The organism is Janthinobacterium sp., assembly GCF_009923995.1.
Classification (GTDB): domain Bacteria; phylum Pseudomonadota; class Gammaproteobacteria; order Burkholderiales; family Burkholderiaceae_D; genus Janthinobacterium.
Map to the genome: position 1 here is coordinate 1 of NZ_RFSK01000004.1, position 23155 is coordinate 23155.

A 23155-nucleotide genomic window follows, 5' to 3' on the forward strand; every position below is an offset into this window, starting at 1 on the left:
CCGCCTGCGGGAATGGCTGCGGCCGTTTCACGGGGTGGCCACGCGCTACCTGCCGAACTACCTGGGATGGCGCTGGATACTCGACGCCGGGCGCATCCGCTCGCCAGAAACCTTATTGAAGGCAACGTTGGGAGCGTTCCCACACTTGATGGTGACATAGCCGAAAAAAAACCCGCCGCTGCGCGGCAGGGCGGGAAAGAGGGGGGTAACAGGAAACAACAGGGAACAACAGCGAAGGACGGGGACGGCTCAGGGTGCCGTGATCACGGTACTGAGCGGTATCTTCATGAAGCGGATGCCGTTGCTGCCGTTTTCGTACAGGATGCCGAGGTTGCCGGCATCCACTTGCGTCAGGTCGCTGTAGGCGGAGGCGCCCGCCGTGATCAGCAGGGAAAACGGCCAGCTCTGGCCATCGTCCTTGCTGGCGCGCACGGTGAGGTTGTTGCGGCTGCTGGTGGAGGCGGGATTGGCGTGGAACAGGTATTGCTTGCCATTCCAGCCCAGGTTCAGCAGGCTGCCTTCGCACACGGGATCGATCAGGGTGGCGTTGGCGAAGCCGGCGCTGAAATTGGCGCCGCCGTCGGAACTGACGGAGACGATGCGTTTTTTCGTCAGCCCGCTCTGATCGCGGCTGTTGATCATCAGCTGGCTCGTGCTCAGTTCGGCCGCCGTCGACTCGTTGGCCGACGGGTAGCCCGTGTCATTGCCGATCTGGTAAGTGGCGCCATGGTCGTCCGAATAGAATACATAGGCGCGGCCATCCGCATAGCCCGTCTGCGGCGGCCCCGCCGTGAAATTGCCCGGCACGACGAGGCGCCCGGAGCGCATCTGCACGCCGTGGCCCGGACCCATGGCCAGGGTGCGCCAGCCGGCCCCGTTGTTGTACGGTGCCGCGCCGATCTTCGCCGTCTGCGCCGTGATGTTCGACGGGCTGCCCCACGTCGCGCCGCCATCCGTCGACGTCACCACCCACTGCTCGCGCACGCCGGCGCCGCCGTTGCGGATGGTGCTTTCGCTGGCATTGCCCGTGTTATAGAACAGGAACAGGCGGCCGCCCGGATACGCGGGGTCCATGGTGTCGAGCACGGGCACCGGGTTGCCCGCCTGCAGGGTGCCATTCGATGCCACCACGGACAGGGCCGACCACGTCGCGCCCCCATCGAGGCTTTTCTTCATGACCACCTGGATATTGCCGAAGTCGGCGCAGCCCGACGGCCGGCCTTCCGCGAAGACGAGGATGGTGCCGTTCTGCAATGTCACGACGGCGGGGATGCGGTAGCAGCCATAGCTGGCATCGGATGCGGGAAACGGCGTGCTGGCGGAAATGGCCGCCTGGGCCACGGGCGCGGCGCCCAGGCCAAGACCGAGGCCAAGGACGCAGGCGGCGGCCAGGCGGTGCAGTGATTGAATCGGCAAGACAGTTGACATTGCGGTGATTCCTTTCCCGGGACCGGGCGTGTCGCGCGGTCCCAAACCATCCCGTACTGGGGAAGTCCCGCGCGCCTGACGGGTGGCAGGCGCGCGTCCCGTGTCCTTGCCTGCCTAGTCGGCCAGCGGCAGCGCGCGCGGCGCACTGGCCTCGTGGCCGTCGGCGACGGCGCGCCAGCTGGCGCCGCGGATGGCCCAGGCGGCGGGGATGGTCGCGCTCCAGTGGCGGCTGCCGTAGTGCGCGCCCGTCGCCGCGGGGCGGGCCAGGGCCACGCGCCCCAGGGTCCTGCCCGCCGCCTGCACCTCCAGCGCGGGATGCTTCACGTCCGCCTGCTCCAGTTCCAGCACGACGGGCACGGCCGCGTAGGCATGCAAGCCGTCGGCGGCCGGGTATTCCACATAGCCGATGCTCAAGGGGCTGCGCACCGCCCTGGCCGCTTCGGCGGTGACGACCGCTGCCGCCACGGGCGGACGCACGGCGGCGCGCGGCGCGGCGGCAGGCGGGACGGCGTCGCCGCCGCAGGCGGCCAGGACCAGGGCCAGCGCCGGCGCGGCGCCCCTACGCGTGGGCCAGTTCAATGCGTTCTCCCTCGGCCACCACGCCGCGCAGGGCCAGTTGCTCATCGAAAATGGCGATGTCGGCCCAGGCGCCCGCCCGCAGGCGGCCCCGATCCGTCACGCCCAGGTAATCGGCCGGATAGGCGGACAGGCGGCGCGAGGCGTCGGCCAGGTCCAGCCCCACGGAGACGAGGTTGCGCAAGGCCTGGTCCATGGTCAGACAGGAACCGGCCAGGGTGCCGTCGGCCAGGCGCACGCCGCCCTGGCATTTATGCACCGTGTGGGAGCCGAGGCGGTAATCGCCGTCCGCCATGCCGGTGGCGGAGGTGGAATCGGTGACGCAGTACAGGTGGGGAATGGCGCGCAGGGCCGCCAGCAGGGCGCCCGGGTGCACGTGCAGCAGGTCGGGGATGATTTCCGCGTAGCGCGCATGGGCCAGGGCGGCGCCGACGATGCCGGGCTGGCGGTGGTGCAAGCCCGTCATGGCGTTGAACAGGTGGGCGAAGCTGGTGGCGCCGTGGCGCAGGCCCGCCACGCCATCGTCGTAGCTGCCGCTCGTGTGGCCGATCTGCATGCGCACGCCGTCGGCGCTCAGTTCGCGGATGATGGCCAGGTGGCCGGCGATTTCCGGCGCGATGGTGATGACGCGGATGGGCGCCAGGCTGCGCAGGCGGCGCAGGCTGTCGATCACGGCCACGCAGGCATGGTCGGGCTGGGCGCCCAGCTTTTCCTGGTTGATGAAAGGGCCTTCCAGGTGCACGCCCAGCACGCGGGCGGCGCCCGGCCGGCGCGCGCCGCAGGCCTGCCCCAGTCCCGCCAGCACGGCTTCCAGTTCGGCCATGGGCGCCGTCATGGTGGTGGCCAGCAGCGAGGTCGTGCCGTGGCGCACGTGGGCGGCGGCGATGCGGGCGGCCGCGTCGCCGCCCTGCATGATGTCGGCGCCGCCGCCGCCATGCACGTGCAGGTCGATGAAGCCCGGCAGCAGGGTGGCGGCGGGGCCAGGGCCGGGCGCGCCGGCGCGCTCCTCGATGGCGGCGATGCGCCCGTCCGGCGCCACCGTCAGGGTGCCGTCCAGCCAGTGCGCATCGCACAGGATGCGGCCGTGATGTTGCCGGTAAGCTTCAGTCATGATTTTTCTCAATGAATACGGGGAAACGCGCCTGGCGCAGGCCTTGCGGCCCGGGCCAGGCGCCACGGGCAATGTCAGTGCAGGATCTGCACGGCCTTGCCATCCCATTGCAGCAGGAACACGTCCTTGCTGGCGGCGCCACCGTCGAGCTCGCCGCCGATGACCAGCACGCCGTCATCCAGCTGGATGCCCGTACCGTAGCCCAGGCCCGCCGGCAGCTTGCCCGCGTGCGACCATTTGCCGTCGCGGCGCGCATAGATGTCATCGCGCCAGGTCTTCTTCAAGCCCTTGTGCGCATAGTTCTGGCCCCCGTCGAACTGCTGCCAGGCGCCGGGAAAGTTGGCGCCGCCCGCCACCAGCAGCACCTTGCCGCTGTAGCCGGCGAACGCACCCGCCACGCCTTCCTGGCGCGCGGCGCCCGGCGGCGCGGGCAGCTTGCCGCCTTGCTTCCACGTCAGCTTGTCGCCGTCGATGGCGACTTCCTTGACCTGCGGCGAACGCAGGCCCGGCTTGATCTCGCCATTCACCATGGTGAGCACGTTGCCGTGCACGGCAACGCCCGCGCCCACGGTGGGCAGCTGCGGGTCCGTGCCTAGGTTGCGCCACTGGTTCGTCTGCGGGTTGTAGCTCATCACTTGCGCCGTCCACAGATAGTCCTGCGGGCGCTGGTCGAAGTAGTGGCCGGCGACGGCGGCCTGGCGTTCCTTGTTGTCGGCCGCGCCCACGGCGTAGTCCTGGAAATAGCCGTCGAAGATGGCCTTGTTGACGCCGCCGAAGAAGACAATGTTGCGCTGGTCGACGGAAACTACGCTGGCCGTGAAGATGCCCAGCGGCGCCCGCGTGGGCAGCTGGCGCCAGCTGTTGGCGGCCGGATCGTACACATAGGCCGTGTCGAAGACCGTCAGGGCCTTGTCCTCGGGCGCGTTCTTGCCCGAGCCGCCGAACAGGTAGACCAGGCCGTTGATGGCGACGGCATTGGCTGCGTCGCGGGCCGCGTCGGGAAACGGCGCCAGCGCCACCCAGGATGCGCCCGGCGTACCCGTGTCGAGCGCATACCAGGCCTTGCCGGCCGAACCGAGGCCCGCGTAGACGGTGGCGCCGATGCGCGCGCCGGCGCCATTCTTGATGGGGGCGGGGAAGTCGGGCCAGCGGGGGGCGGCGTCAGCGGCCTGGACGGAGGAAAACGCGCAGCACAGCAGCAATGCACAGCTCAGTTTTTTCATGATGGAGAGTAGGTAAGGTGGAGGAAAGTGGCCAGCGCTTAGAAATTCGTCGTGAAGCCGGCGCGCAGTTCCGTGAATTTGTTGCCGCTCGTATCCCACTTGCGGTAGGTGGGGCGGAACCAGAACGAGGTCGAGCCGCGCGCCAGGCCCAGGTTCATCTTGTAGGCCAGCTCCACGCGCAACTGCTTGTAGTCGTTGGCGTCGTTCGGCACCGTGTCGACCTTGTGGATCATGAACACGGGGCGCAGGTGGAAGTTCGGCGTGACGCTGTACTGGCCGCCCAGGATCAGCTCATTATCCTTGATGCTGCTGCCGTTCGGGCGCTGGGTCTTGTCCTGCACCAGCAGCGCGCGCACGGAGTGCGTGCCGATGGGCAACATGCCGCCCACCATGATCTGCTTTGTGTCGTACACGCCGTCGGCCAGGGGGCTGTTGTCGCTGGTGGCCAGGGCGTTCTTCAGGTTCTGCTTCTGCGAGCCGTAGTTCAGGTCGATGCGCGCGGCCGGGTAGTCGAGGCGCGCGCCCAGGATGTAGCCGTTGGCCGCCGTGGTGTTGGGGGCGATGTTGGGCGCAGTGGCCGACACCAGCTTGTCATCCGTGAAACTGCTGCCATTCCAGTAGAACTGCGCGCGCAGGGTCGCCACGCCGGCCACTTTCGGGCTCGTGTAGGTAAGCGAATTGTCGGCCCAGATGGCGTTCGAGATGCGCGTCAGGCCGGCCGGATAGCCCTTGCCGGCGCCCGTGCCCAGTTCGCTCATCTCGCCGATGTTGCCGCCCGATGCATACGGGTCGAGCACGTTGATATAGCTGTCGAGCCATTGGCGGCCGAAGCGCACGGCGCCGTAGGGGCTGTTGATGCCGCCCCACGCTTCGCGGTTGCCGAAGGAATTCGTCCACGCGGGTGTCGCATCGCCCGTGACCAGCTTGGTCGAGACGAACAGTTCGGCGCTGAGGCCCGAATTATCCAGCGGCAACACGCTGCCGAAGGCCAGCAGCACGCCGGGATGGCTGCGCTGGCGGTGCTCGTTGTCGCCTTGCTCCGTCAAACCCTGGCGATCGCTGATCGAATACTCGAACTGACCACTGATGTTAATGGGCGGCAGTGTCACCTGCGCCGAGGCGGAAATGGTGCAGGCCGCCAGTGGGACAGCGATGAGCAGGGTGCGCTTAACTTTCATTGACTTCTCCAGTTGTTTGTTACTTGTTTTTGTTGGAAAGAATTTCAATACATGAGCATTTGGGTGGGGTGCTGCTTGGCTCGAAAATCAGTGTAAAGATATATGATATCTAATGTCAAACAACTTATAAGCTTGTTGCTTTTTTGTTCGATCAGGGTGTTTACGGGGCAGGGACGAACGGCTGCAGCCCGCATGGCGCGGGCCTTTGCAGCCTGGCGGACGGGGTCAGGCGGGGCAGGCGGCCGCACCCAGCAAGCCCGCATCCGCGCCGAGCCGGGCCGCCCCCAGCGATGGCGGGCAGGGCAGGGACAGCCCCGCCAGGGCGCTGGCGATGCGTCCCAGCATGCCCGCCGCCAGCCCCACGCTGCCGCCGATGACGACGGCGTCGAGGTCCACGCTCATGTGCAGGCCGGCGATGGCTTCGGCCACGCCCAGGGCTGCGTGGTCGAGGATGGCGGCCGCGCGCGGTTCCGTCGCCGCCAGGGCGAACAGGGCCGCGCTGTCCAGCGGCCGTCCGAAGACGGCGCTGGCCTGGCGCGCCAGGGCCGTGCCCGACGCCAGCATTTCCAGGCAACCCGGCCGGCCGCAGCCGCACAGGCTGACACCGTCGGCGGGCGCCAGCCGGCTGGGCGCGTGGCCCACGTGGCCGGCTAGGCCGTGCGGCCCCGCGCGCAGGCGGTGGTCCAGTACGAGGCCGCCGCCCACCCCCGTCGACAGGGTGATGAACAGCAGGTTGGCGGGGTAGCCTGCCTCGCCCATGTCGCGCCGGGCGCAGTATTCTCCCCACGCGGCCGCCTGGGCGTCGTTGAACAGGGTCACGGGACAGGCGAAGCGTGCGCGCAACAGTTGTTCCAATGGAAAACCATTCCAGAAAGAAATGATGCTGCGGTTCACGGGATACACCTTGCCGCCATCGACGTAGCCGGTGGTGGCCACGCTGATGCGCTCCGGCGCGGGCCAGCCCTCCACCAGCGCGTCGATGGCGGCGGCAAATCCTGCCGCGTCCACGGCCATGGGCACTTGCCGCCGCGCGCTTATCGCGCCCTCGCGCACGAGGGCGGCGGCCAGCTTGGTGCCGCCGATATCGATCGCCAGCAGCATCTCAGGCCTCGCCCGCCGGCGGCGCGCCATGCAAGGCGGCGGCGAACCACTGCGTGATGTGCTCGATGCGCGTGATGGCGGAACCCACCGTGACGCAGCAGGCGCCCGCGCGCAGGCAGTCGGCGGCGTCCTGCGGCGTGCGGATGCGCCCTTCGGCCATCACGCGCACGCCGCGCGCCGCCAGCTGGCCGATCAGCACCGTGTTGGGCCGGTCTTCCGGCAGGTAGGCCGTGTCCTGCGTGTAGCCGGACAGGGTCGTGCCCACCAGGTCGCAGTCCAGCGCATGACAGGCCAGGCCGTCTTCCAGCGTGGAACAGTCGGCCATGGCCGCCTTGCCGGCCGCGCGCACGGCCGCCAGCAGGGTGGCGACCCGCACGGGGCGGGGGCGGTCCGTGCCGTCGAAGGCGATGATGGCGGCACCCGCGTCGGCCAGGGCATGCACGTCCTCGATGTAGGGCGTGATGCGCACGGGGCTGTCGGCCAGGTCGCGCTTGACGATGCCGATGAGTATGGCGTGCGGCAAGGCTTGCGCCACGGCGCGCACGTGGTCCGCGCCTTCGATGCGCAGGGCCGTGGCGCCGCCGTCCATGGCGGCGCGCGCCATGGCAACGATGATGGCGGGGCTGTCCATGGGGCTGTCGTCGAGCGGCTGGCACGATACGACGAGGCCGCCTTGCAGGCGGGTCAATAGAGAGGTGGGATGCAGATCGGTCATGGGTCGGTTCGTTCAAGCGTGGACAGGGGACGGCGCCAGCAGCAGGCAGGCGGCGTCGTGGTTGGGTTCGATCGTGCGCAGGGCCGGCACCTGCTGCCGGCAAGCCGGCTGGGCCTGCGGGCAGCGCGTGTGGAAGACGCAGCCCGGCGGCGGCGCCAGCGGGCTGGGAATCTCTCCGCCCAGCACGTCCTCGGGCGCCATGCGGCGGGCCGGGTCGGCGGCGGGCGAGCTTTTCCACAGGGCCCGCGTGTACGGATGCGCGCCGCCCGTGGCGATGGCCGCGCGCGGCGCCGCTTCCATCAGGCGGCCCAGGTACAGCACCAGCACGCGGTCGCACATGGCTTGCACCATGGGCAGGTCGTGCGAAATGAAAATGATGGACAGGCCAAACTGTTGCTGTAAGTCCAGCAGCAGATTGATGATCTGCGCCTTGACGGAAGCGTCCAGCGCGGCCACGGCTTCGTCGGCGATCAACACCTTCGGCTGCAGGGCCAGGGCGCGGGCGATCACCACGCGCTGCTTCTGGCCGCCCGACAGTTCATGCGGATAGCGGCGCAGGGCCGTCGCGGGCAAGCCCACCACGCCCAGCAGGCGGGTGATTTCGGCCAGCTGCTCGTCCTTGCTGCCGCGCCGGTGCAAGATGAACGGTTCGCGCAGGCACTGTTCGATGGTCAGGCGGGGGTTCAGGCTGGCGTTCGGGTCCTGGAACACCATCTGCACTTCGCCGCGCAGGCGCCGCAGCGCCTCGCCCCGGTAGCTGGCCAGCGGCTGGCCTTCGTAGCGGATCTCGCCGCTGTCCGGGCGCAGCAGCTGCATGGCCAGCTTGGCCAGGGTCGACTTGCCGCTGCCCGATTCACCCACGATGCCCAGCACTTCGCCGCGCCGCAGGCCGAAGCTGACCTCCTGCACGGCCTTCACGGACTGGCGCTTGCCCAGCAGTCCCGCGCGGCTGTGGAAGGCTACGCCCACGTGCTCGAAGGACAGAATCTCCTTGCCTACTTTATGCGATGGCGGCTTCATGCGCGCTCCCTGTTGTAATCGTTGCAAAATGGCAGCGCACCTGCTGCCCCGGCGCCAGGGTGCGCAGGGCGGGCACCTCGCTGGTGCAGCGCGCTTGCGCCATGGGGCAGCGGCCGGCGAAACGGCAGCCGGCCGGCTCGCCGTACACGGTCTCCACCTGGCCCGGGATGCCGGACAGCCTGCCGCCCTGGCCGGGGCGGGGCACGGCGGCCAGCAAGCCCTGCGTGTACGGGTGGGCGGGCTGGCGGAACAGGTCGGCCGTGGCCGCCGTTTCCATCAGCTGCCCGCCATACATGACGGCCACGCGGTCCGCCACCTGCGCCACGACGCCCATGTCGTGCGTAATGAAGAGCACGCCCATGCCCACTTCCTGCTGCAGCTGCTTGAGCAGGCGCAAGATCTGTGCCTGGATCGTCACGTCCAGCGCCGTCGTCGGTTCGTCGGCGATCAGCACCTGCGGCTTGCACGCCAGGGCCATGGCGATCATCACGCGCTGGCGCATGCCGCCGGACAATTGATGGGGATACTGGCGCGCCCGCACCTCGGGCGCGGAAATGCCCACGAGGCGCAGCAGCTCGACGGCGCGTTCCTGCGCCGCCTTCCTGCCGCACACGCCGTGCACCGTCATGGCTTCGGCGATCTGCCGGCCCACCTGCTGCAGGGGATTGAGCGAGGTCATCGGCTCCTGGAAAATCATGCCCATCTGGTTGCCGCGCACGGCCTGGCGCGCCTGCGGCGCCAGGCCCAGCACGTCGAAGCGGCTGCCGTCGGCCGCCGTCAGCCACGCCTGGCCTGCGATGGTGGCGCGGCTGGACAGCAGCCCCATCAGCGAGAACGAGGTGACCGATTTGCCACAGCCCGATTCGCCCACGATGGCCAGCGTTTCGCCGCGCCGCAGCGAGAACGACAGGCCGTTGACGGCCTTGACGACGCCCGCGGGCGTCGGGAACGATGTCGTCAGCCCTTGTACATCGAGCAATACTTCAGCATCGGTCATCACATCTCCTTGCTATATTGGAATCAGAGCAGGCCGGCGGCGGCCACGATGGTGCGCACGCGCTCGACGGCCGCGTCCGGCAACAAACGGTTCGGCTTGCTCATCAAACGGTGGTCGATGATGCCCATCAGCTGCATGGCTGTCTTGAAGCCGCCCACGCCGGAGGCGTTGGGGCTGGTGTAGGGCACGCCGTGGAAGACGATGTCGAACAGGGCGATCAGGCGTTCCTGCTCGGCGCGCGCGCCTTCCCAGTCGCCGGCGCGGGCCAGCTCGTACAGGCGCACGTAGCCGGCCGGGTCGACGTTGCCCAGGCCGGGTACGCAGCCGTGGGCGCCGCCCAGCAGGGCGTAGTCGACCGTCGTTTCGGACCCCGTGAGGATGGCGAAGTCGGGCGCGTCGGCAAAGTCGCGCATCAGCATGCGCATGTTGCCGTCGTCGCCGCTGCTGTCCTTGACGGCGCAGATCAAGCCTTCGTCGTACATGGCGCGCAAGGTCTCGCGGCTCAGTTTGCTGTGCACGCAGACGGGAATGTCATAGGCGATGATGGGCAGGTCGACGGCTTGCTGGATGTAGCGGAAATGGTCGATGGTTTCCGCCGGGCTGGTGCGCGTGTAGAACGGCGCCGTGACGACCAGGCCTTGCACGCCCAGTTCCTTGGCCTGCTTCGCGTGTTCGATGCAGCGCTCGGTGGTGGGGTCGATCACGCCGGCCACGAGGGGCACGGCGCCGGCCGCTTCATCGACGGCGATGCGGATGGCTTCGGCGCGCTCGGCGCCATTGAGGAAAATCACTTCGCTCGTCGAACCCATCAGGAACAGGCCGTGCACGCCGCCATCGATCAGGTGGCGGATCACGCGCCGCAGCGACGCTTCGTCGATCTTGCCCTGTTGGTCCAGCGGCGTGACGACGGGAGGGATGATGCCGTGTAATTTCAATGCTGCCATGATTATTCCTTGCTATGTTTAGGGTCAAAGGCCTGGCGCAAGCCATCGCCGATAAAGTTGGCGGCCAGGGCGGTAACAACGATCAGCACGCCAGAGGGGAGCCAGATCCACGGGTATTGCTTGAGGACGGAAGCCTCCCGCGCAATACTGATCAGGCTGCCCCAGCTGGCGTCCGGCAATTGCACGCCCAGGCCGAGAAAACTCAGTCCCGCTTCGGCCATGATGGCCGAGACGAAACCAAGGGAAGCGAACACCGCCAGCACATCGATCGTGTTGGGCAGGCAGTGCTTGAAAATCAGGTAGGCGTGGCCGGCGCCCAGGGTGCGCGCGGCAGCGACGAATTCCATTTCGCGGATGCTCATGATGCGGGCCCGCACCAGGCGGCAGGCCAGCGGCCACGACAGCAGGCCGATGACGATCACCGTCTTGCCCGTGCCGGAACCGAGCACGGCGGCCAGGGTCATCAGCACGATGACGGGCGGGAAGGTCATCACCATGTCGACGAAGCGCATGGTCAGATTGTCGATCCAGCCGCCGAAGTAGCCGGCCATGGCGCCCAGGAAGGTGCCGATGACGAGGGCCAGCGCCACGCTGGACACGCCCACGGCCAGCGAGATACGGCCGGCCGCCAGGGTGCGGGCCAGCATGTCGCGCCCCGTCTGGTCCGTGCCCAACCAGTGCTGGCGCGACGGCGCCTGCAGGGCGGCGCCCAGGTCGATGGCGTTCGGGTCGTAGGAAAACAGCAGGCCGGAGGCGGCGCACAGCACGGCGATCAGCACGAACAGGCACAGGCCGGCAAAGGCCACCTTGCTGGAGCGAAATTGCTTCCAGCGCGAGGGCGGGAGGGGAGCTTGCGTCATAAATATCCTCTTGGTTATCTCTTGTTTTTTTATAACTTTCCTGGCGCGGCGGGACGCACGGGTCCCGGCCCCGCCTGTCGCCAGGGGGCAATGCCTGTCAAATGTGCTATGCGGCTACTTCAGGGTGATGCGCGGGTCGATCCAGGAATACACGAGGTCCGTCAGCATGTTGACGGCGAGAATGGCCAGCGAGACGAACAGGGCGATGCCCATGATCAGCGGATAGTCGCGGCTTTCGATGGCGTCGAGGAACAGCATGCCCATGCCGGGCCAGGAAAACACCGTCTCGACGAACACGGCGCCGCCGATCAGGCCGCCAAAGCTGGCGCCGATCACGGTGACGATGGGCACCAGGGTGTTGGGCAGCGCATGGCGCAGCATGACGCGGTTCGGGCTGACGCCCTTGGCGATGGCCGTGCGGATGTAGTCCTGGTTCAGGGTGTCGAGCAGGCCGGCCCGCGTGTAGCGCATGGTGATGGCGATGAACTGCACCGACAGCACGGCCGCCGGCAAGGCCAGGTGATACAGGATGTCGCCCATGCCCTCCTTGCCCGGCGTGCTGTAGCCGCCGCTGGGAAACCAGCCCAGCTGCAGCGAAAACACATACATGCCGACGATGCCCACCAAAAAGGCGGGGCTGCTGATGGCCACATAGGCGAACAGCGACAGCACGTGGTCCAGCTTGCCATTCGCCCGGCGCGCCGAGATCACGCCGAAAATAATGCCCAGCACGGAACCGAGCGCCAGGCCGGACAGAGCCAGCAGCAAGGTAGGCGCCACCCGGCTGGCGATTTCATCGATGACGCGGGCGCCGTCCTTGTAGCGGTAGCCCAGGTCGCCGCTGGCCGTCTGCTTGAGCCACAGCACGAAGCGCACGGGCACGGAACGGTCCAGGCCCAGGGTGTGGCGCAGTTGCTCCTTCTGCACGTCCGTCAGGGCCTGGCTGGGCGGCACGAAGGCGTCGACGGGGTCGCCGGGCGCCATGTTGACCAGCACGAAGACGGTGGCCAGGATGGCCAGCAGGGTGGGGATGTTGACCAGCAGGCGATTCACGAGGTACTTGAACATGTTTCTTCCAGGCGGCATGGCCCCCTGCCTTCTCAGCTATGCAAAAACCGGCGGGCCGTGGCCCGCCAACGGGATGACGTGTGACGGTGAGGGGGGACGCCGCTCAGCGCAGCTGCCACAGCTCCGGCTTGTCCTGGTAGCGTCCGCCGGCCGGGGCCGGGGTCCAGATCATGTTCTCGACATTCCTGGCGAAGCCGCCGAAGCGGTTGGCGCTCCACAGGGGGATCCAGGGCAGCTGCGCATTCGTGATGCCGCAGGCGTCGCGGTACAGGGCCGTGCGCTTGGCGTCGTCCGTTTCCAGCTGGCCCGCGTCGAGCAGGCCATCGAGCTGCGGTAGCTTGACGCGCATGCGGTTGACGCCCTTGGGCGGCGCATACGCCGAGTGCAGCATGGGCGTCAGGGCGCTGGGATCGGGACCCACGCCGCCGCCCGCGAAGACCATGCTGAAGCGGTTGGCATCGACCAGCTGGCCATACGTGGGGCTGTCGACGAAGCGGGGCTTGAGGTTGACGCCCACCTGCGCCAGCATCGACTGCAGGCTGGCGATGACGTCCTTCGATACCTGGTCGTTGTAATACGTGAGCAGTTCCACGGGCTGGCCCTTGCTCAGCTGTTCCCAGTTGGCGGCCGCCAGCAGGGTTTTCGCCTTGGCGACATTCGTTTCATACTTGTCCAGCTTGGCAGGCTGGAACTTCGGCAGGGTCAGCGCGCAGTGGGCGAGGGTGGCGCTGTTGTTGTAGATGCTCTTGACGATGGCGGGCCGGTCGATGGCGTACAGGATCGCCTGGCGCACGCGCACGTCCTGGAAGCGCGGGTCCGTGTGGTTCACGCCCAGGTAGTTGAGCACGTGGGACGGGCCGGAAATCACGTTGAACGCCTTGCTGGCCTGGTTTTCCTTGACCTGGTCCATGGTCAGGTAGGTAAACTGGATTTCATTCGAGGCCAGGGCCAGGGCGGCCGCGCTGGCATCCTTGAAGTAGCGGTTGATCAGCTTGTCCAGTTTCGGCTTGCCACGGTAGTAATCGGCATTCGCCGTCAGCTCCACATACTGGTCGGGCAGGTATTTGCTCCATTTGAACGGGCCCGTGCCCACGGGCGTCTTCCACCAGGCGGCGTTGCGCAATTCCGTGATGGGCACGCTCATCAGCAGATGCCGGGGCACGATCATGATGCTGGTGAAGGCGTCGGGCAGGGTCACGTCGGGGCGCGCCAGTTCGATGACGACGGTGCTGGCGTCCGGCGTCCTGACGGCGCTGACGTCCGCCAGGCGCGGGGCGAACACGCTGGCCAGCTCGGGGCTGCGGATCAGCTCCAGGGTGAACTTCACGTCGGCCGATGTGAACGGCTTGCCGTCGTGCCACTTGACGTCCTTGCGCAGCTTCAGGGTCAGCGTCTTGCCATCCTTGGCATAGGTCCAGCCTTCGGCCAGGTCGCCCGAGATCTTTTGCAGGCTGACGTCGTACAGCGTGAGGGTGGAGAAATACTTGTTGTAGAAGCTGAAGCCCGCGGCCGCCGTCAGCGGATTGAATTTCTGCGCATTGCCGGACGGACCCACGTCGAAGGCGCCGACGAAGACCTGGTCGGCCGCCTGGGCGGCTCCCGACAGGCAGGCAAGGGCGGCGAAGGCCGCGGGGAGCAGAAATTTGACGGAGGGACGGGACGCAAACATGGATTTCTAACCTCTATGTGATGAACAAAAAAAGGTGACGCCGCGTGTTGCTGGCTAGGCGGTGTCTTTCGGGTAACGCTTGAAGATGGAATCGAAATGCTCGGTGTAGGCCCGCATCAGGCCCGCTTCATCCTTGTTTTCCAGCATTTCCACGATGGCGATATGGTCGCGCGCCGTCGCTTCCATGGCCCAGGGGTCGAGCTGGGCGGCCGTGGACGCCTTGTGCATATTGTTGAAGACGTTCCAGAACAGGTCGATCAAGGCCAGCAGGAAGCGGTTGTTCAGGCACGAGTACATTTCGGCATGGAAAGCGCGGTCTTCGGCGGGGAAGGTTTCCTGCCGCAGCGCCTTTTCCAGCATCGTGTCGGCCAGGTCGCGCAGCACGGCGATGTGCTTCGGCGTGATGTTTTTCACCACGGAAGGAATCGCGCCGATTTCCAGGTAGGTGCGCACGTACAGCAGGTCCGTGATCTGGTCGTCGTTGGCGACCATGGAATACGGCAGGTTGTCGAGGATGGAATCGAAGGAAAAGGCTTTCACGAAGATGCCTTCGCCGTGGCGCGACTCGATCACGCCCAGCGATTCGAGGGCCTTGACGGCTTCGCGCAGGCTGGGGCGGCTCATGTTGAGCTCCTCGGCCATGCGCGCCTCGGGCGGCAGGGCATCGTTCGCCTTCAGGTTGTTCTGCTCGATGAATTCCTTGATTTTGACTTGCGCGTGGCGGTAAGCCGGTATCTTTGTGACCATTGTTTTCTCACTAATTAAGCAGGGTACGACACGGTATCATGGCCGGGGCCATTCGATAACGTTATTGCCAAGGTTTCCAGGGTGGCAGCGCCCCCATCGGTATCGCCGCCCACCAGCAGCAGGCTGTTGCCCACCTGGAAGGACAGGCCATGCGCGCGGGGCGCCGGCAGCAAGCCCAGCAGGCGCCATTGCCCGCCGGCAAAGCCGTACAGCTCGCGGCGCCAGGACTTGGCCAGGCCCGCATGGGCGTGCAGTTGCTGCTGTGCATAGTTGGCGCTGGCGCCGATGAAGTGCGTGCCGCCGGCGAGGACGGGCATGCCGCCGCACAGGCCGCCAAACGCGGCCGCCACGCCTTCCTGCGGCACGCCGGGTGCCGTGTCCGGCAAGGCGCGCCGCTCCCAGCCGCCGGCGTCTGGCCGCGCATGCCAGGCCAGCGGCGTGCGCAGGCCCGGCTTGATTTCGCCGCTGGACACGATGGGACCGTCTGCGGCAGCGATGGCGACGGCGCCGCAGGTGCCGGCAAACGGCAGCACGCCGTCATCCTGCAGGGTGGCAGTGCGCGGGGCGAAGCGCCATTGATGGCGGTTCCATTCGAAGGCGGCGACGGGGCGGGCCATGTAGGCGCGCAGGATGGCGGGCCGCTCAAGCTCGCCGGCGGCCGCATGGGCCGTGCAAAAGTCGTCGAACTGGGCGCGGTGGTAGCCGCCGAAGAGCACGATGCTGCCATCCGCCTGGGCCAGGGCCGAGGCGCCCAGCAAGCCCAGCGGCAGTTGCAGGTCCAGTTGCTGCCAGGCATCAAGCGTGGTGTCGTAGCGCCAGACGGCGTCGGACTGGCGGGCGCTGTGGCCCGCAGGCGTGATGGCGCCGCCGAACACATAGAGGAACTGGCCGCTGGCGGCGCAGGCGGCGCCAGCCGGAGCCGTGCCTGGAAAGTCCGCCATGCGCTGCCAGCCGTGAGCGCGCCGGGCCGTGTCGAGACGGTACCAGGCGACACCCGCGCTGCCCAGGCCCGCATACAGCTGGCCGTCCAGCGCGGCGCCGGCCGCGTCGCGCAGGGCCACGGGGAAGGCGGGCCAGCTGGTGTCGAACTGCAGGTCGAACGGCGCGGTCATCGTTGTAGCGTCTGGCTGAAGCATCGTGAATGTTCTCGGCTGGGCTGTTGCGGTTCCGAATGACTGAACCGATGAAGCAAGTATTGCAGAGTAAGATATCAGATGTCAAACAACTTGTTTGGCTAAATGAAAAAAGTTGCGAAAAAGTTGCAGCGCGGTGAAAAGGGCCAGGGTGAGGGCGGCGGGCGCGCTGGGCAAAGCGGAGGATAAGCAGGCGCAGGCAGGAGCTGCAGGGGGGAAGAAAGACAGGGAAAGCGGGGCGGGAAACGCCGGCCAGGGCGCAGGGCGCCTGGCCAGGACGGCACGTCTTAGCGGTAGAACGCTTCGACCTTGCCTTTCAATTTGATTTGCAATGGACGGCCGCGGCGGTCGAGGGACTTGGTGGATGCGACCTTGATCCAGCGTTCGCTGATGCAATATTCTTCCACGTCAAGGCGTTCCTTGTCGTTGAAGCGGATGCCGACGTCGTTCTCGAACACGGCGGCAACGTGGTAAGGGCTGCTCGGGTCGATCGACAGGCGATCGGGCAATGGGGGTAAGGTGGTGGTATCGTTCATGGGCGTAATTATCGCCCAGAATGCCGATCCAGACAACGGGGTATGCCGGCTAATTGCACGGCCCGGCATGCAGGCGTCTTGGCCGGGGGCAAGGCGGCAGGCGAGGCTGGCGTGCCGGCCCGCCTTGCCGCGTTGCTCCGGCCCCGGGCCGTCACACGGCGTGGGGCTCAGGATTTGTCGTCATTCTTGTGGCTTTGACGGCCCGCTTCCCCGCGCTGCTCAGGCGTGCCGCCCCGCATGCCTGTGCCCGACTGCTGGCTGCCGGCGCCGCCCTTGCCCTGGCCCGATTGCTGGCCGGACTGTTGCGAGCCAGATTGCTTGTCGGCATCATTCTTGTGGCTCTGGCGGCCCGCTTCCACGTGCTGCTCGTGCGTGCCGCCCTGGGTGCCGCCGGACGACTGGCGGCTGCCGGACTGCTTGTCCGACTGCTGGCTGCCCGATGGCTGCCTGCCCGACTGGCCGCCGGTTTTGTCATTGCTGTTCGAAGTCATGGTGGTTTCCTCTGTGGTTGATACGGTAGGGAAGCGCATGCCGTCGCGGATGGAATGCGCCTGCCTGGCATACGGCGCTCGCTTGCACCGCCGAGGCCATTCTCCCTGCCCGAAGGGGGCCTCACCATAGGGACACTACTTGTCGCCACGTAGGAAAACTCCGTGGTGACTGGCAACCATTTCTACTCCGCACTATTTACAGATGCCGCGTCTCCTGCGGCGGCGCGTCCCATATGTCATGCCGGCCGTTGACAAATGTGACGGGCATGTGCGCCAGTTGCGCGGCGGCGGCATCGTCGAGGCAGTTGACGCTGATGCCGACAAACGGGCCGCTGCGGGGCGAGTCGCCGCGGCCGAACGGGCGCACGCCGCAGTGGCGGCAAAAATAATGGGTCTCGCGGCCCGCGCCGAAGCGGTATTCGCTCAAGTCCGCCTCGCCGGCCAGCAGGCGGAAGGCGTCGGGCGGCACCAGGCTGGCCCAGCAGCGGACCTTGAGGCAGAACGAACAGTTGCAGCGCAGGCTGGGGGCCGCCAGGTCGATCTCGGCCGCAAAGCGCACGGCGCCGCAGTGGCAGCTGCCATGGTAGGTAGTTTTCATCGTGGCCTGCTCTACACGGTGGCCGCACTGTCATGCAACTGCTGGAACTGCGCCAGCTGCTGCTGCATCAGCCGCGCATACTGGCCGCCCGCGCGCAGCAGCTCGGCATGCGTGCCTTGCTGGCAGATGCGGCCATCTTCCATGACGATGATGCGGTCCGCCTTGACGATGGTGGAAAAGCGGTGGGCGATGATGATGGTGGTGCGGCCTTGCATCAGGGTATCGAGCGCTTGCTGCACCAGCTGTTCGCTGGCGGCGTCCAGGGCGCTGGTGGCTTCGTCGAGGATGAGGATCTTCGGCGCGCGCAGGATGGCGCGGGCGATGGCGATGCGCTGCTTCTGTCCGCCCGACAGTTGCACGCCCCGTTCGCCCACGAGGGTGTCGTAGCCGTCCGGGAAGGCCGTGATGAAATCATGGGCGTGCGCCAGGCGCGCGGCCGCCTGCATTTCCCCGCGCCCCACCTCGCGCCCGGGCACGGCGAAGGCGATATTGTCCGCGATGCTGCCGGAAAACAGGGCCGGCTCCTGCTCCACCACGGCCATCTGGCGCCGCAGCTGCGCCACGCCGAAGAGGCGCGCGTCGATGCCGTCGAACTGCAGGCTGCCCGCGCCGGGCTGGTAATGCCCCAGCACGAGGCTGGCGATGGTGGACTTGCCCGCGCCCGAGGCGCCCACGAGGGCGATCTTTTCGCCCGCCCGGATGGTCAGGCTGACGCCGTCGAGGGCCGTCGCCTGCGTGCGCTCCGGATAGGAAAAGCGCACCTCGCGCAGCGCGACATGCCCGGCCAGCGGCGGCTGCGGCGCGGCGGCGGGCACGGGGCGGTGGCTGCGCAGGATCTCGAAGATGCGGTCGGTCGAGCCCATGGTGCGCATCCACGTGTTCCAGAACTCGCTGATGGAACCGGCCGTGTCCGTCACCATGCTGGCATAGATGACGAAGGCCGTCAGCTCGCCCACCGTCAGCCGGCCCTGGCCGATCAGGTGGGCGCCGAAGCACAGCGTCGTCAGCAGGGCCACGAAGGCGACCATGCCCTGCGCGCCCTGGAACACGGCCAGCAGGCGCGTGCCGGCCAGCGACACGCCCAGCAGCTGCCGCATGGCTTGCGCGTAGCGGTCCATGGCGCCGCCCTGCTGGTTGAACGCCTGCACCAGGCGGGCATGGGCAAAATACTCCTGCGCCACCTTGCCGCTGGCGGCCAGGCTGGCGGCAATGGCGCGCGAACGCTGGCGGTAATTGCTTCCTGTTATTTTTCCGAAATACAGGCTGATGGGGATGAACAGGGCCAGGGGCAGGCTCAGCATGGGCGACAGCTGCAGCAGCATGGCGATGCCGCCGACGAACACGCACAGCGAGCGCAGGGCATTGGCCGCGCCGATGGTCAGGCTTTCATGCAGGGCCGACACGTCCGACGTCAAGCGGCTGTTGAGTTCTCCCCCGTGGTGCTTGTCGAAGAAGGCGATGGGCTGGTTGATCACCACGTCGAACAGGCGGCGCCGCACATCCATGACGATCATGTGGCCGCTCGACTGCAGCAGATAGAAGCGGGCGGTGGAGGCCAGCGCGTACAGCACGCTGAAGACGAACATGGCGGCCACCATGGCGGGCGTCACGCCGCGCGCCGTCAGTTCGGCCACGTGGTCGATGAAGTAGGCGATGGCTTGCGGAAAGCCCAGCTGCGCCGCCACCGTCAGGACCATGCACAGCAGGCCGGCGGCGATGCGCCAGCGCACGGGGTACAGCAGGCGCAGGCGCTCCAGGTGGGGATGGACATTCATGCGGCGCGCTCCTCGGCAATGTCGCAGTTCAGTTGGTCGACGAGGGCCAGCCAGTCGTCGTCGCCGACGAGGCCCGCGGCCTCGACGGTTCCAGCATGGCTGACGAAGACATAGGATGGCGAACTCATCAATGGATTCAGGCGGCGGTAGTCGCGCAGGCGCAGGCGCGCCGCCGCCGCCCGCAAGGTGTTGCTCGGCAGAAAGGCGCGCAGGCGGCGGACCGGTTCCTCGCTGAGCAGCCAAACGGCCAGGCCTGCCGCGCGGGCCTGCGGCAGCAAGCCGTCGATGCCGGCCAGCTTGTCGCGGCATTTCGGGCAGCGGCTGGCGAGGAACAGCAGCACCGTGGCTTGCCCCGGGGCGCCGGGCTGGAAGCGGGCGCCGCCAGCCATCGGGCGGGCGTGGACGGCGGGCAGGGGCTCGCCCGCCACGAGGGCGGCCGCCGGCTGCCGTTCGCGGCGGCTGGCGCGCAGCACGGCTAGGCTCAGCCATATATTGCCCGCGATGGCGAACGCCAGCGCCGCCAGCACCAGTTGCAGGGTCGTGTCATCCATCAGTCCGCCTTTGCCAGGGTGGCGATGTCATGCAGGGAAATGGCGGCCACGCAGACGATGGATGCCAGGCCGGCGGCCAGCACGGCGGACGCCGCGGGCAGGGTCGCCTCCCGGGCCAGGGCGAAGTAGGCGGCATTGATGCCGACGAACAGCCCGTTGCGCAGCAGGTCGTAGTGCGAGACGGGGCGCGCCGCTTCGCCGAAGCAGCTGCAGCGCACGACGCTGTGCGTGAAGTAGCGGTAGGCGAGGATGGCCGTGAGCGTGCCGAGCAGCAATAAGGCCAGCAACATGGGCAGGCGCGTGCCGCCGCCCAGTATCCACGCGGCCAGCAGCAGTTCCGCCGCCACGAGGCCGGGCGCGGCCCAGGCGGCGATGGCGGGCGCCAGGCCGAACGAGGCGGACAGGTTGTCGCGGAAGGCACCATAGCCGCGCAGCTTGCCCACGCTGGCCGCCAGCAGCAGCAGGGCGATGCAGCAGCGGGCCGTATCGGCCAGCAGCAGCGTCAGCATGTTGGCTGCGCTTCCGCGCTCCACAGGGGCGCGAAGCCGCCCGGACGCTGGCGCCGCAGCTGCACCCCGTCGCGCGAGGCCAGCAGCGCATCCGTCCACGGCTCGTCGGGCGTGCTGCGCAGGGCGCCCCCTATGCTCGCTTGCAGCTGGACCGAGATGTCCCAGCCCAGGCGCTCGGCATGCGCATCGCGCGCCATGTTCAGGCCCAGGCGGGCCAGCTCTTCCCGTGTCAGCGCATAGTTATGGGAGTGATAGCCGCCAGCCAGCTGCGCGACGATGGCGCGGCGCGCTTCCGGCGTGGCATCGGGCAATTGCCATGCCAGCAACTCTTCGCCGATCTGCGCCACTTCCATGGTGGTGCGGTAAAACGCCGTCAGGGAAGGGGGGAAGATGTTGCCGCACAGCAGGGACAGGGCTTGCTGGCGGGCCGCGTGCTCGTCGACGCCGAACCATTGCCGGGCCATGTCGCCAAACAGCTTGATGTCCAGGCTGGACAGGGAACCGCCTTCGGCGCCGTCGAGCTGCGGGTCGATGGGCGAGAACAGGGCCAGGTCGCCCGCGATGATCTCGTCGGCGCCCAGGGCCAGCAGGGTGGCGGCCGACTGGCAGTGGAAGGGCACGATAAAGCTCAGGTGGCGCGCATGCTGGCGCAGCACGAGGGCGATGCGGCGCGCCGCGTTGACGATGCCGCCGCGGCCGTGCAGCACCACGTCGAGGCGCGCCACGGGGCCCGTCTGGCGGCACAGTTCGTAGACGGCGGGCAGCAGTTCCATGTCCAGGTGCGACGCGGCCAGCACGATGGTGCGGCTGTCGCGCACCTGTTCCAGTTCGCGCAGCTGGCGGGGAAGCAGGTTCAGGTCTGGCTGTGGCATACAGCTCCTTCGATCAGCGCGTCCGCCATGGTTTCCAGCAATGGCAGGGTAGGCACCAGTTGCTGTACGTACAAAAATTGGCCGACAGGATTGTTTTCCAGGAAAACGTACTCGCCCTCGGGCGTGACGATCAGGTCCAGCGCGCCGTATTCCAGGCCATAGCTGTGCACGAAGGCGAGGCAGCGCTGGCGCACCTCGTCCGGCAAGGTCGCCGCCTCGTAGCGGATGGGGGCCGACATGTCGCGCGAATCGATGGCCGTGCGGGCATCGTCCTGGGAATACAGGCGGGCGGCAAACAGTTGCTTGCCGATCACGGTGACCCGCAGTTCATATTGTTTGGCGATATATTCCTGGAACTGGCAGCTCAGTTCGCTGACGGCATCCAGGCTGTCCAGCATGGCGTCGTCGAGCACGGTGGTGCCGATGCCGTGGCTGACGCGGTCGGCGCCGTCCACCGCGTCGGCGGCCAGGGTGGGCGTGGACATCGCCTTGAAAATGATGGGGCCGCCAACGGCGGCGCGCAGGGCGCGCACGTCGTCGGGCACGTTGGTGATCACGGTGGCGGGCACGCGAAAGCCCATGCGTGCCGCCCGCGCCAGCTGTTCGCCCTTCCATTTGGCGCCGCGCAGCGCCAGCGGATGACTGATCCAGTAGCAATCGAGCGCGTGCAGCACGCTGAAAATGGCTTGTTCCGTTTCCAGCTTGGCATAGGCGCGCTCCTGCGGCGCCAGGTCGGCGCTGGCATAGGCGTACTCGGCAGGCTTGCGCAGCCACACGGCGCCCACGTGCCGCAGATCCAGCCACTCGCCATCGGGCAGCAGGCGCAGGCGCGCGCCGGCATGGCCATCGTGCAGGCGCTGGCACAGCTGGTAGTCGCGGGGAAAGGCGTCGAGATTGATGCGGAAGGGGGCGTGGCCGCGTTCGGCCAGGATGGCGGCGACCAGGTCGGCATGCAGATCGCCGCCATGGCTGATGATCAAAACCTTTTTATGCATGCAGGTCCCAGTGACAAAAGACAGTGAAAAAGCCTTGCCGTGGCAAGGCTTTCCGCGGGCGGTGTATCAGCAAAACTCTCCGCCGTCACTCGAGCCAACGCGCGAATAGCGGTATTGCTCCTCGCTGTCGACGGCCGTGCAGCCGGCCACGGCGACGCCGTCGCGTACCTTCCAGGGGGCAGGAAGGGCCGGTTTTTTCTCGTCCTTTTTCTCCGCCAGTTTAAATGCGAACAATTTTGTCTGATTCTGCTTTTGCATGTTTTGGGTTCCTCTGATGGTCAATATCCCGCATATTCATTTCCCGCGGATGGAAAAGCCCTGCCGCGATTGGCGCCGGTATGCGCATGAATAGGTGGAAGTGTCTGAAAACCGCGCGCGGCGCGGGATTGATGGTGCGGCGGAGATCAGCAATAGATGCCGGTATCGTTCGGATTCAGGCGCGAGTTGTCGCGCAGATTGTAATCGTCAGGATTGCCGTAATACGTGCAGCCTGCCGTGGCGACGCCGTCGCGCACCTGCCATGGCTGCTGGACTTCTTTTTTCTCTTCTTTTTCAGCCAGTTTGAAAGCGAATAATTTGGTTTGATTTTGCATTGTACTATCCTCTTGTAATGGTTAAGTACTGATTTGCCCGTTTGCCGTGATTCGGCATTTAAATATTAAGTTCAAAAAAATATTCAGTCAATCAATGAATGATATATATTTAAAATGACCTGGTATTAATATGTCGGGCAGGAATAATCCGCACGGCTGCCGGTGCACGGTATTCATATTGCAGTATAAATAAAACCCCGCTAGGGCGAGGTGTATGGCTATGCCGCGTTCAGCAGAATTGCCCGGTGTCGCGGGAATTGACCGTGGAGGTATAGCGATACTGGAAACGCTCGACCTCGCTGCAACCGGCCACGGCGACGCCGTCGCGTACTTTCCATGCGACAGACGCTTGAGACGGGGTTGTTGCCTGGGGCGATTCCTGTTTCTCTGCAAGCTTGAAAGCGAATGATTTTGCCTGGTTCTGCATGGTGTGATCCTCGTGTGGTGGGGCCGTGCCGCAAGTGT

Annotated in this window: 26 protein-coding genes and 1 pseudogene; 1 reads left to right on the plus strand and 26 read right to left on the minus strand. The window is 66.9% G+C overall.

What is annotated here, in order from left to right; translation table 11 throughout:
- Window positions 1–160: pseudogene (locus EBS11_RS02860) on the plus strand (IS1595 family transposase); the annotation flags it as partial.
- Between the two features lie 89 nt (window positions 161–249).
- On the opposite strand, the gene EBS11_RS02865 reads toward EBS11_RS02860, so the two are convergent.
- From EBS11_RS02865 to EBS11_RS02990, 26 genes are all read right to left on the minus strand, one after another.
- Window positions 250–1428, minus strand: a complete 1179-nt coding sequence (locus EBS11_RS02865; RefSeq protein WP_290600399.1) for a sialidase family protein — start codon at window positions 1426–1428, stop codon at window positions 250–252.
- A 114-nt stretch (window positions 1429–1542) separates the two neighbouring features.
- On the minus strand, window positions 1543–2007 hold the full coding sequence (locus EBS11_RS02870; RefSeq protein ID WP_290600400.1) for a hypothetical protein: 465 nt from the start codon (window positions 2005–2007) through the stop codon (window positions 1543–1545).
- Window positions 1988–3115: an N-acetylglucosamine-6-phosphate deacetylase gene (gene nagA, locus EBS11_RS02875; protein ID WP_290600401.1), complete on the minus strand. Its 1128-nt coding sequence runs from the start codon at window positions 3113–3115 to the stop codon at window positions 1988–1990. The genes EBS11_RS02870 and nagA overlap by 20 nt, the downstream gene beginning before the upstream one ends.
- Before the next feature lie 74 nt (window positions 3116–3189).
- Window positions 3190–4338, minus strand: coding sequence for an N-acetylneuraminate epimerase (locus tag EBS11_RS02880; protein ID WP_290600402.1), 1149 nt, complete (start codon window positions 4336–4338; stop codon window positions 3190–3192).
- Between the two features lie 38 nt (window positions 4339–4376).
- Window positions 4377–5516 carry a porin gene (locus EBS11_RS02885; protein ID WP_290600404.1) on the minus strand — a complete coding sequence of 380 codons (1140 nt, stop codon included), beginning with the start codon at window positions 5514–5516 and terminating at the stop codon, window positions 4377–4379.
- Between the two features lie 225 nt (window positions 5517–5741).
- Window positions 5742–6617: an ROK family protein gene (locus EBS11_RS02890; RefSeq protein WP_290600406.1), complete on the minus strand. Its 876-nt coding sequence runs from the start codon at window positions 6615–6617 to the stop codon at window positions 5742–5744.
- Between the two features lies 1 nt (window position 6618).
- A complete protein-coding gene (locus EBS11_RS02895) occupies window positions 6619–7332 on the minus strand; it encodes an N-acetylmannosamine-6-phosphate 2-epimerase (RefSeq protein WP_290600408.1) in 714 nt (237 codons plus the stop codon).
- Between the two features lie 12 nt (window positions 7333–7344).
- Window positions 7345–8352, minus strand: a complete 1008-nt coding sequence (locus tag EBS11_RS02900; protein ID WP_290600409.1) for an ABC transporter ATP-binding protein — start codon at window positions 8350–8352, stop codon at window positions 7345–7347.
- On the minus strand, window positions 8333–9349 hold the full coding sequence (locus EBS11_RS02905; RefSeq protein ID WP_290600410.1) for an ABC transporter ATP-binding protein: 1017 nt from the start codon (window positions 9347–9349) through the stop codon (window positions 8333–8335). The genes EBS11_RS02900 and EBS11_RS02905 overlap by 20 nt, the downstream gene beginning before the upstream one ends.
- Window positions 9350–9372: 23 nt before the next feature.
- Window positions 9373–10293 (minus strand): dihydrodipicolinate synthase family protein, encoded by a 921-nt coding sequence (locus EBS11_RS02910; protein WP_290600412.1) that lies wholly within the window; start codon window positions 10291–10293, stop codon window positions 9373–9375.
- A gap of 2 nt (window positions 10294–10295) precedes the next feature.
- On the minus strand, window positions 10296–11153 hold the full coding sequence (locus EBS11_RS02915; protein WP_131369282.1) for an ABC transporter permease: 858 nt from the start codon (window positions 11151–11153) through the stop codon (window positions 10296–10298).
- Window positions 11154–11267: 114 nt separating this feature from the next.
- Window positions 11268–12221 carry an ABC transporter permease gene (locus EBS11_RS02920; RefSeq protein WP_290600413.1) on the minus strand — a complete coding sequence of 318 codons (954 nt, stop codon included), beginning with the start codon at window positions 12219–12221 and terminating at the stop codon, window positions 11268–11270.
- Between the two features lie 103 nt (window positions 12222–12324).
- Window positions 12325–13890, minus strand: a complete 1566-nt coding sequence (locus tag EBS11_RS02925) for an ABC transporter substrate-binding protein (RefSeq protein ID WP_290600414.1) — start codon at window positions 13888–13890, stop codon at window positions 12325–12327.
- Between the two features lie 54 nt (window positions 13891–13944).
- On the minus strand, window positions 13945–14637 hold the full coding sequence (locus EBS11_RS02930; RefSeq protein WP_290600415.1) for a FadR/GntR family transcriptional regulator: 693 nt from the start codon (window positions 14635–14637) through the stop codon (window positions 13945–13947).
- A 14-nt stretch (window positions 14638–14651) separates the two neighbouring features.
- Window positions 14652–15749: a YjhT family mutarotase gene (locus EBS11_RS02935; RefSeq protein ID WP_290600416.1), complete on the minus strand. Its 1098-nt coding sequence runs from the start codon at window positions 15747–15749 to the stop codon at window positions 14652–14654.
- A 308-nt stretch (window positions 15750–16057) separates the two neighbouring features.
- The gene (locus tag EBS11_RS02940) at window positions 16058–16306 is read right to left on the minus strand and encodes a DUF3297 family protein (RefSeq protein ID WP_010398340.1); all 249 of its coding nucleotides are present in this window, start codon (window positions 16304–16306) and stop codon (window positions 16058–16060) included.
- A 167-nt stretch (window positions 16307–16473) separates the two neighbouring features.
- The gene (locus tag EBS11_RS02945) at window positions 16474–16797 is read right to left on the minus strand and encodes a hypothetical protein (RefSeq protein ID WP_290600429.1); all 324 of its coding nucleotides are present in this window, start codon (window positions 16795–16797) and stop codon (window positions 16474–16476) included.
- Between the two features lie 196 nt (window positions 16798–16993).
- The gene (locus EBS11_RS02950) at window positions 16994–17395 is read right to left on the minus strand and encodes a GFA family protein (RefSeq protein ID WP_290600431.1); all 402 of its coding nucleotides are present in this window, start codon (window positions 17393–17395) and stop codon (window positions 16994–16996) included.
- An 11-nt stretch (window positions 17396–17406) separates the two neighbouring features.
- Entirely contained in the window at window positions 17407–19170 is a 1764-nt protein-coding gene (locus tag EBS11_RS02955; protein WP_290600432.1) for an ABC transporter transmembrane domain-containing protein, read from the minus strand.
- Window positions 19167–19721, minus strand: a complete 555-nt coding sequence (locus EBS11_RS02960; protein WP_290600433.1) for a redoxin domain-containing protein — start codon at window positions 19719–19721, stop codon at window positions 19167–19169. The genes EBS11_RS02955 and EBS11_RS02960 overlap by 4 nt, the downstream gene beginning before the upstream one ends.
- Window positions 19721–20230 (minus strand): MauE/DoxX family redox-associated membrane protein, encoded by a 510-nt coding sequence (locus EBS11_RS02965; RefSeq protein ID WP_290600435.1) that lies wholly within the window; start codon window positions 20228–20230, stop codon window positions 19721–19723. The genes EBS11_RS02960 and EBS11_RS02965 overlap by 1 nt, the downstream gene beginning before the upstream one ends.
- Entirely contained in the window at window positions 20224–21102 is an 879-nt protein-coding gene (locus EBS11_RS02970; protein ID WP_290600436.1) for a hypothetical protein, read from the minus strand. Before EBS11_RS02970 ends, EBS11_RS02965 begins: the two co-directional genes overlap by 7 nt.
- Window positions 21084–22097 (minus strand): MvdC/MvdD family ATP grasp protein, encoded by a 1014-nt coding sequence (locus EBS11_RS02975; protein WP_290600437.1) that lies wholly within the window; start codon window positions 22095–22097, stop codon window positions 21084–21086. Before EBS11_RS02975 ends, EBS11_RS02970 begins: the two co-directional genes overlap by 19 nt.
- 66 nt (window positions 22098–22163) lie before the next feature.
- Window positions 22164–22355 carry a hypothetical protein gene (locus EBS11_RS02980; protein WP_290600438.1) on the minus strand — a complete coding sequence of 64 codons (192 nt, stop codon included), beginning with the start codon at window positions 22353–22355 and terminating at the stop codon, window positions 22164–22166.
- Window positions 22356–22501: 146 nt separating this feature from the next.
- A complete protein-coding gene (locus tag EBS11_RS02985; RefSeq protein ID WP_290600440.1) occupies window positions 22502–22690 on the minus strand; it encodes a hypothetical protein in 189 nt (62 codons plus the stop codon).
- A gap of 229 nt (window positions 22691–22919) precedes the next feature.
- Window positions 22920–23117 carry a hypothetical protein gene (locus EBS11_RS02990; RefSeq protein WP_290600442.1) on the minus strand — a complete coding sequence of 66 codons (198 nt, stop codon included), beginning with the start codon at window positions 23115–23117 and terminating at the stop codon, window positions 22920–22922.
- Between the last annotated feature and the right edge of the window lie 38 nt (window positions 23118–23155).

Bases quoted from the DNA above. Each gene is read 5' to 3' on its own strand.
- EBS11_RS02865 (WP_290600399.1), bottom strand. From the start codon at position 1,428: ATGTCAACTGTCTTGCCGATTCAATCACTGCACCGCCTGGCCGCCGCC.
- nagA (WP_290600401.1), bottom strand. From the start codon at position 3,115: ATGACTGAAGCTTACCGGCAACATCACGGCCGCATCCTGTGCGATGCG.
- EBS11_RS02880 (WP_290600402.1), bottom strand. From the start codon at position 4,338: ATGAAAAAACTGAGCTGTGCATTGCTGCTGTGCTGCGCGTTTTCCTCC.
- EBS11_RS02885 (WP_290600404.1), bottom strand. From the start codon at position 5,516: ATGAAAGTTAAGCGCACCCTGCTCATCGCTGTCCCACTGGCGGCCTGC.
- EBS11_RS02890 (WP_290600406.1), bottom strand. From the start codon at position 6,617: ATGCTGCTGGCGATCGATATCGGCGGCACCAAGCTGGCCGCCGCCCTC.
- EBS11_RS02895 (WP_290600408.1), bottom strand. From the start codon at position 7,332: ATGACCGATCTGCATCCCACCTCTCTATTGACCCGCCTGCAAGGCGGC.
- EBS11_RS02900 (WP_290600409.1), bottom strand. From the start codon at position 8,352: ATGAAGCCGCCATCGCATAAAGTAGGCAAGGAGATTCTGTCCTTCGAG.
- EBS11_RS02905 (WP_290600410.1), bottom strand. From the start codon at position 9,349: ATGACCGATGCTGAAGTATTGCTCGATGTACAAGGGCTGACGACATCG.
- EBS11_RS02910 (WP_290600412.1), bottom strand. From the start codon at position 10,293: ATGGCAGCATTGAAATTACACGGCATCATCCCTCCCGTCGTCACGCCG.
- EBS11_RS02915 (WP_131369282.1), bottom strand. From the start codon at position 11,153: ATGACGCAAGCTCCCCTCCCGCCCTCGCGCTGGAAGCAATTTCGCTCC.
- EBS11_RS02920 (WP_290600413.1), bottom strand. From the start codon at position 12,221: ATGTTCAAGTACCTCGTGAATCGCCTGCTGGTCAACATCCCCACCCTG.
- EBS11_RS02925 (WP_290600414.1), bottom strand. From the start codon at position 13,890: ATGTTTGCGTCCCGTCCCTCCGTCAAATTTCTGCTCCCCGCGGCCTTC.
- EBS11_RS02930 (WP_290600415.1), bottom strand. From the start codon at position 14,637: ATGGTCACAAAGATACCGGCTTACCGCCACGCGCAAGTCAAAATCAAG.
- EBS11_RS02935 (WP_290600416.1), bottom strand. From the start codon at position 15,749: ATGACCGCGCCGTTCGACCTGCAGTTCGACACCAGCTGGCCCGCCTTC.
- EBS11_RS02940 (WP_010398340.1), bottom strand. From the start codon at position 16,306: ATGAACGATACCACCACCTTACCCCCATTGCCCGATCGCCTGTCGATC.
- EBS11_RS02945 (WP_290600429.1), bottom strand. From the start codon at position 16,797: ATGACTTCGAACAGCAATGACAAAACCGGCGGCCAGTCGGGCAGGCAG.
- EBS11_RS02950 (WP_290600431.1), bottom strand. From the start codon at position 17,395: ATGAAAACTACCTACCATGGCAGCTGCCACTGCGGCGCCGTGCGCTTT.
- EBS11_RS02955 (WP_290600432.1), bottom strand. From the start codon at position 19,170: ATGAATGTCCATCCCCACCTGGAGCGCCTGCGCCTGCTGTACCCCGTG.
- EBS11_RS02960 (WP_290600433.1), bottom strand. From the start codon at position 19,721: ATGGATGACACGACCCTGCAACTGGTGCTGGCGGCGCTGGCGTTCGCC.
- EBS11_RS02965 (WP_290600435.1), bottom strand. From the start codon at position 20,230: ATGCTGACGCTGCTGCTGGCCGATACGGCCCGCTGCTGCATCGCCCTG.
- EBS11_RS02970 (WP_290600436.1), bottom strand. From the start codon at position 21,102: ATGCCACAGCCAGACCTGAACCTGCTTCCCCGCCAGCTGCGCGAACTG.
- EBS11_RS02975 (WP_290600437.1), bottom strand. From the start codon at position 22,097: ATGCATAAAAAGGTTTTGATCATCAGCCATGGCGGCGATCTGCATGCC.
- EBS11_RS02980 (WP_290600438.1), bottom strand. From the start codon at position 22,355: ATGCAAAAGCAGAATCAGACAAAATTGTTCGCATTTAAACTGGCGGAG.
- EBS11_RS02985 (WP_290600440.1), bottom strand. From the start codon at position 22,690: ATGCAAAATCAAACCAAATTATTCGCTTTCAAACTGGCTGAAAAAGAA.
- EBS11_RS02990 (WP_290600442.1), bottom strand. From the start codon at position 23,117: ATGCAGAACCAGGCAAAATCATTCGCTTTCAAGCTTGCAGAGAAACAG.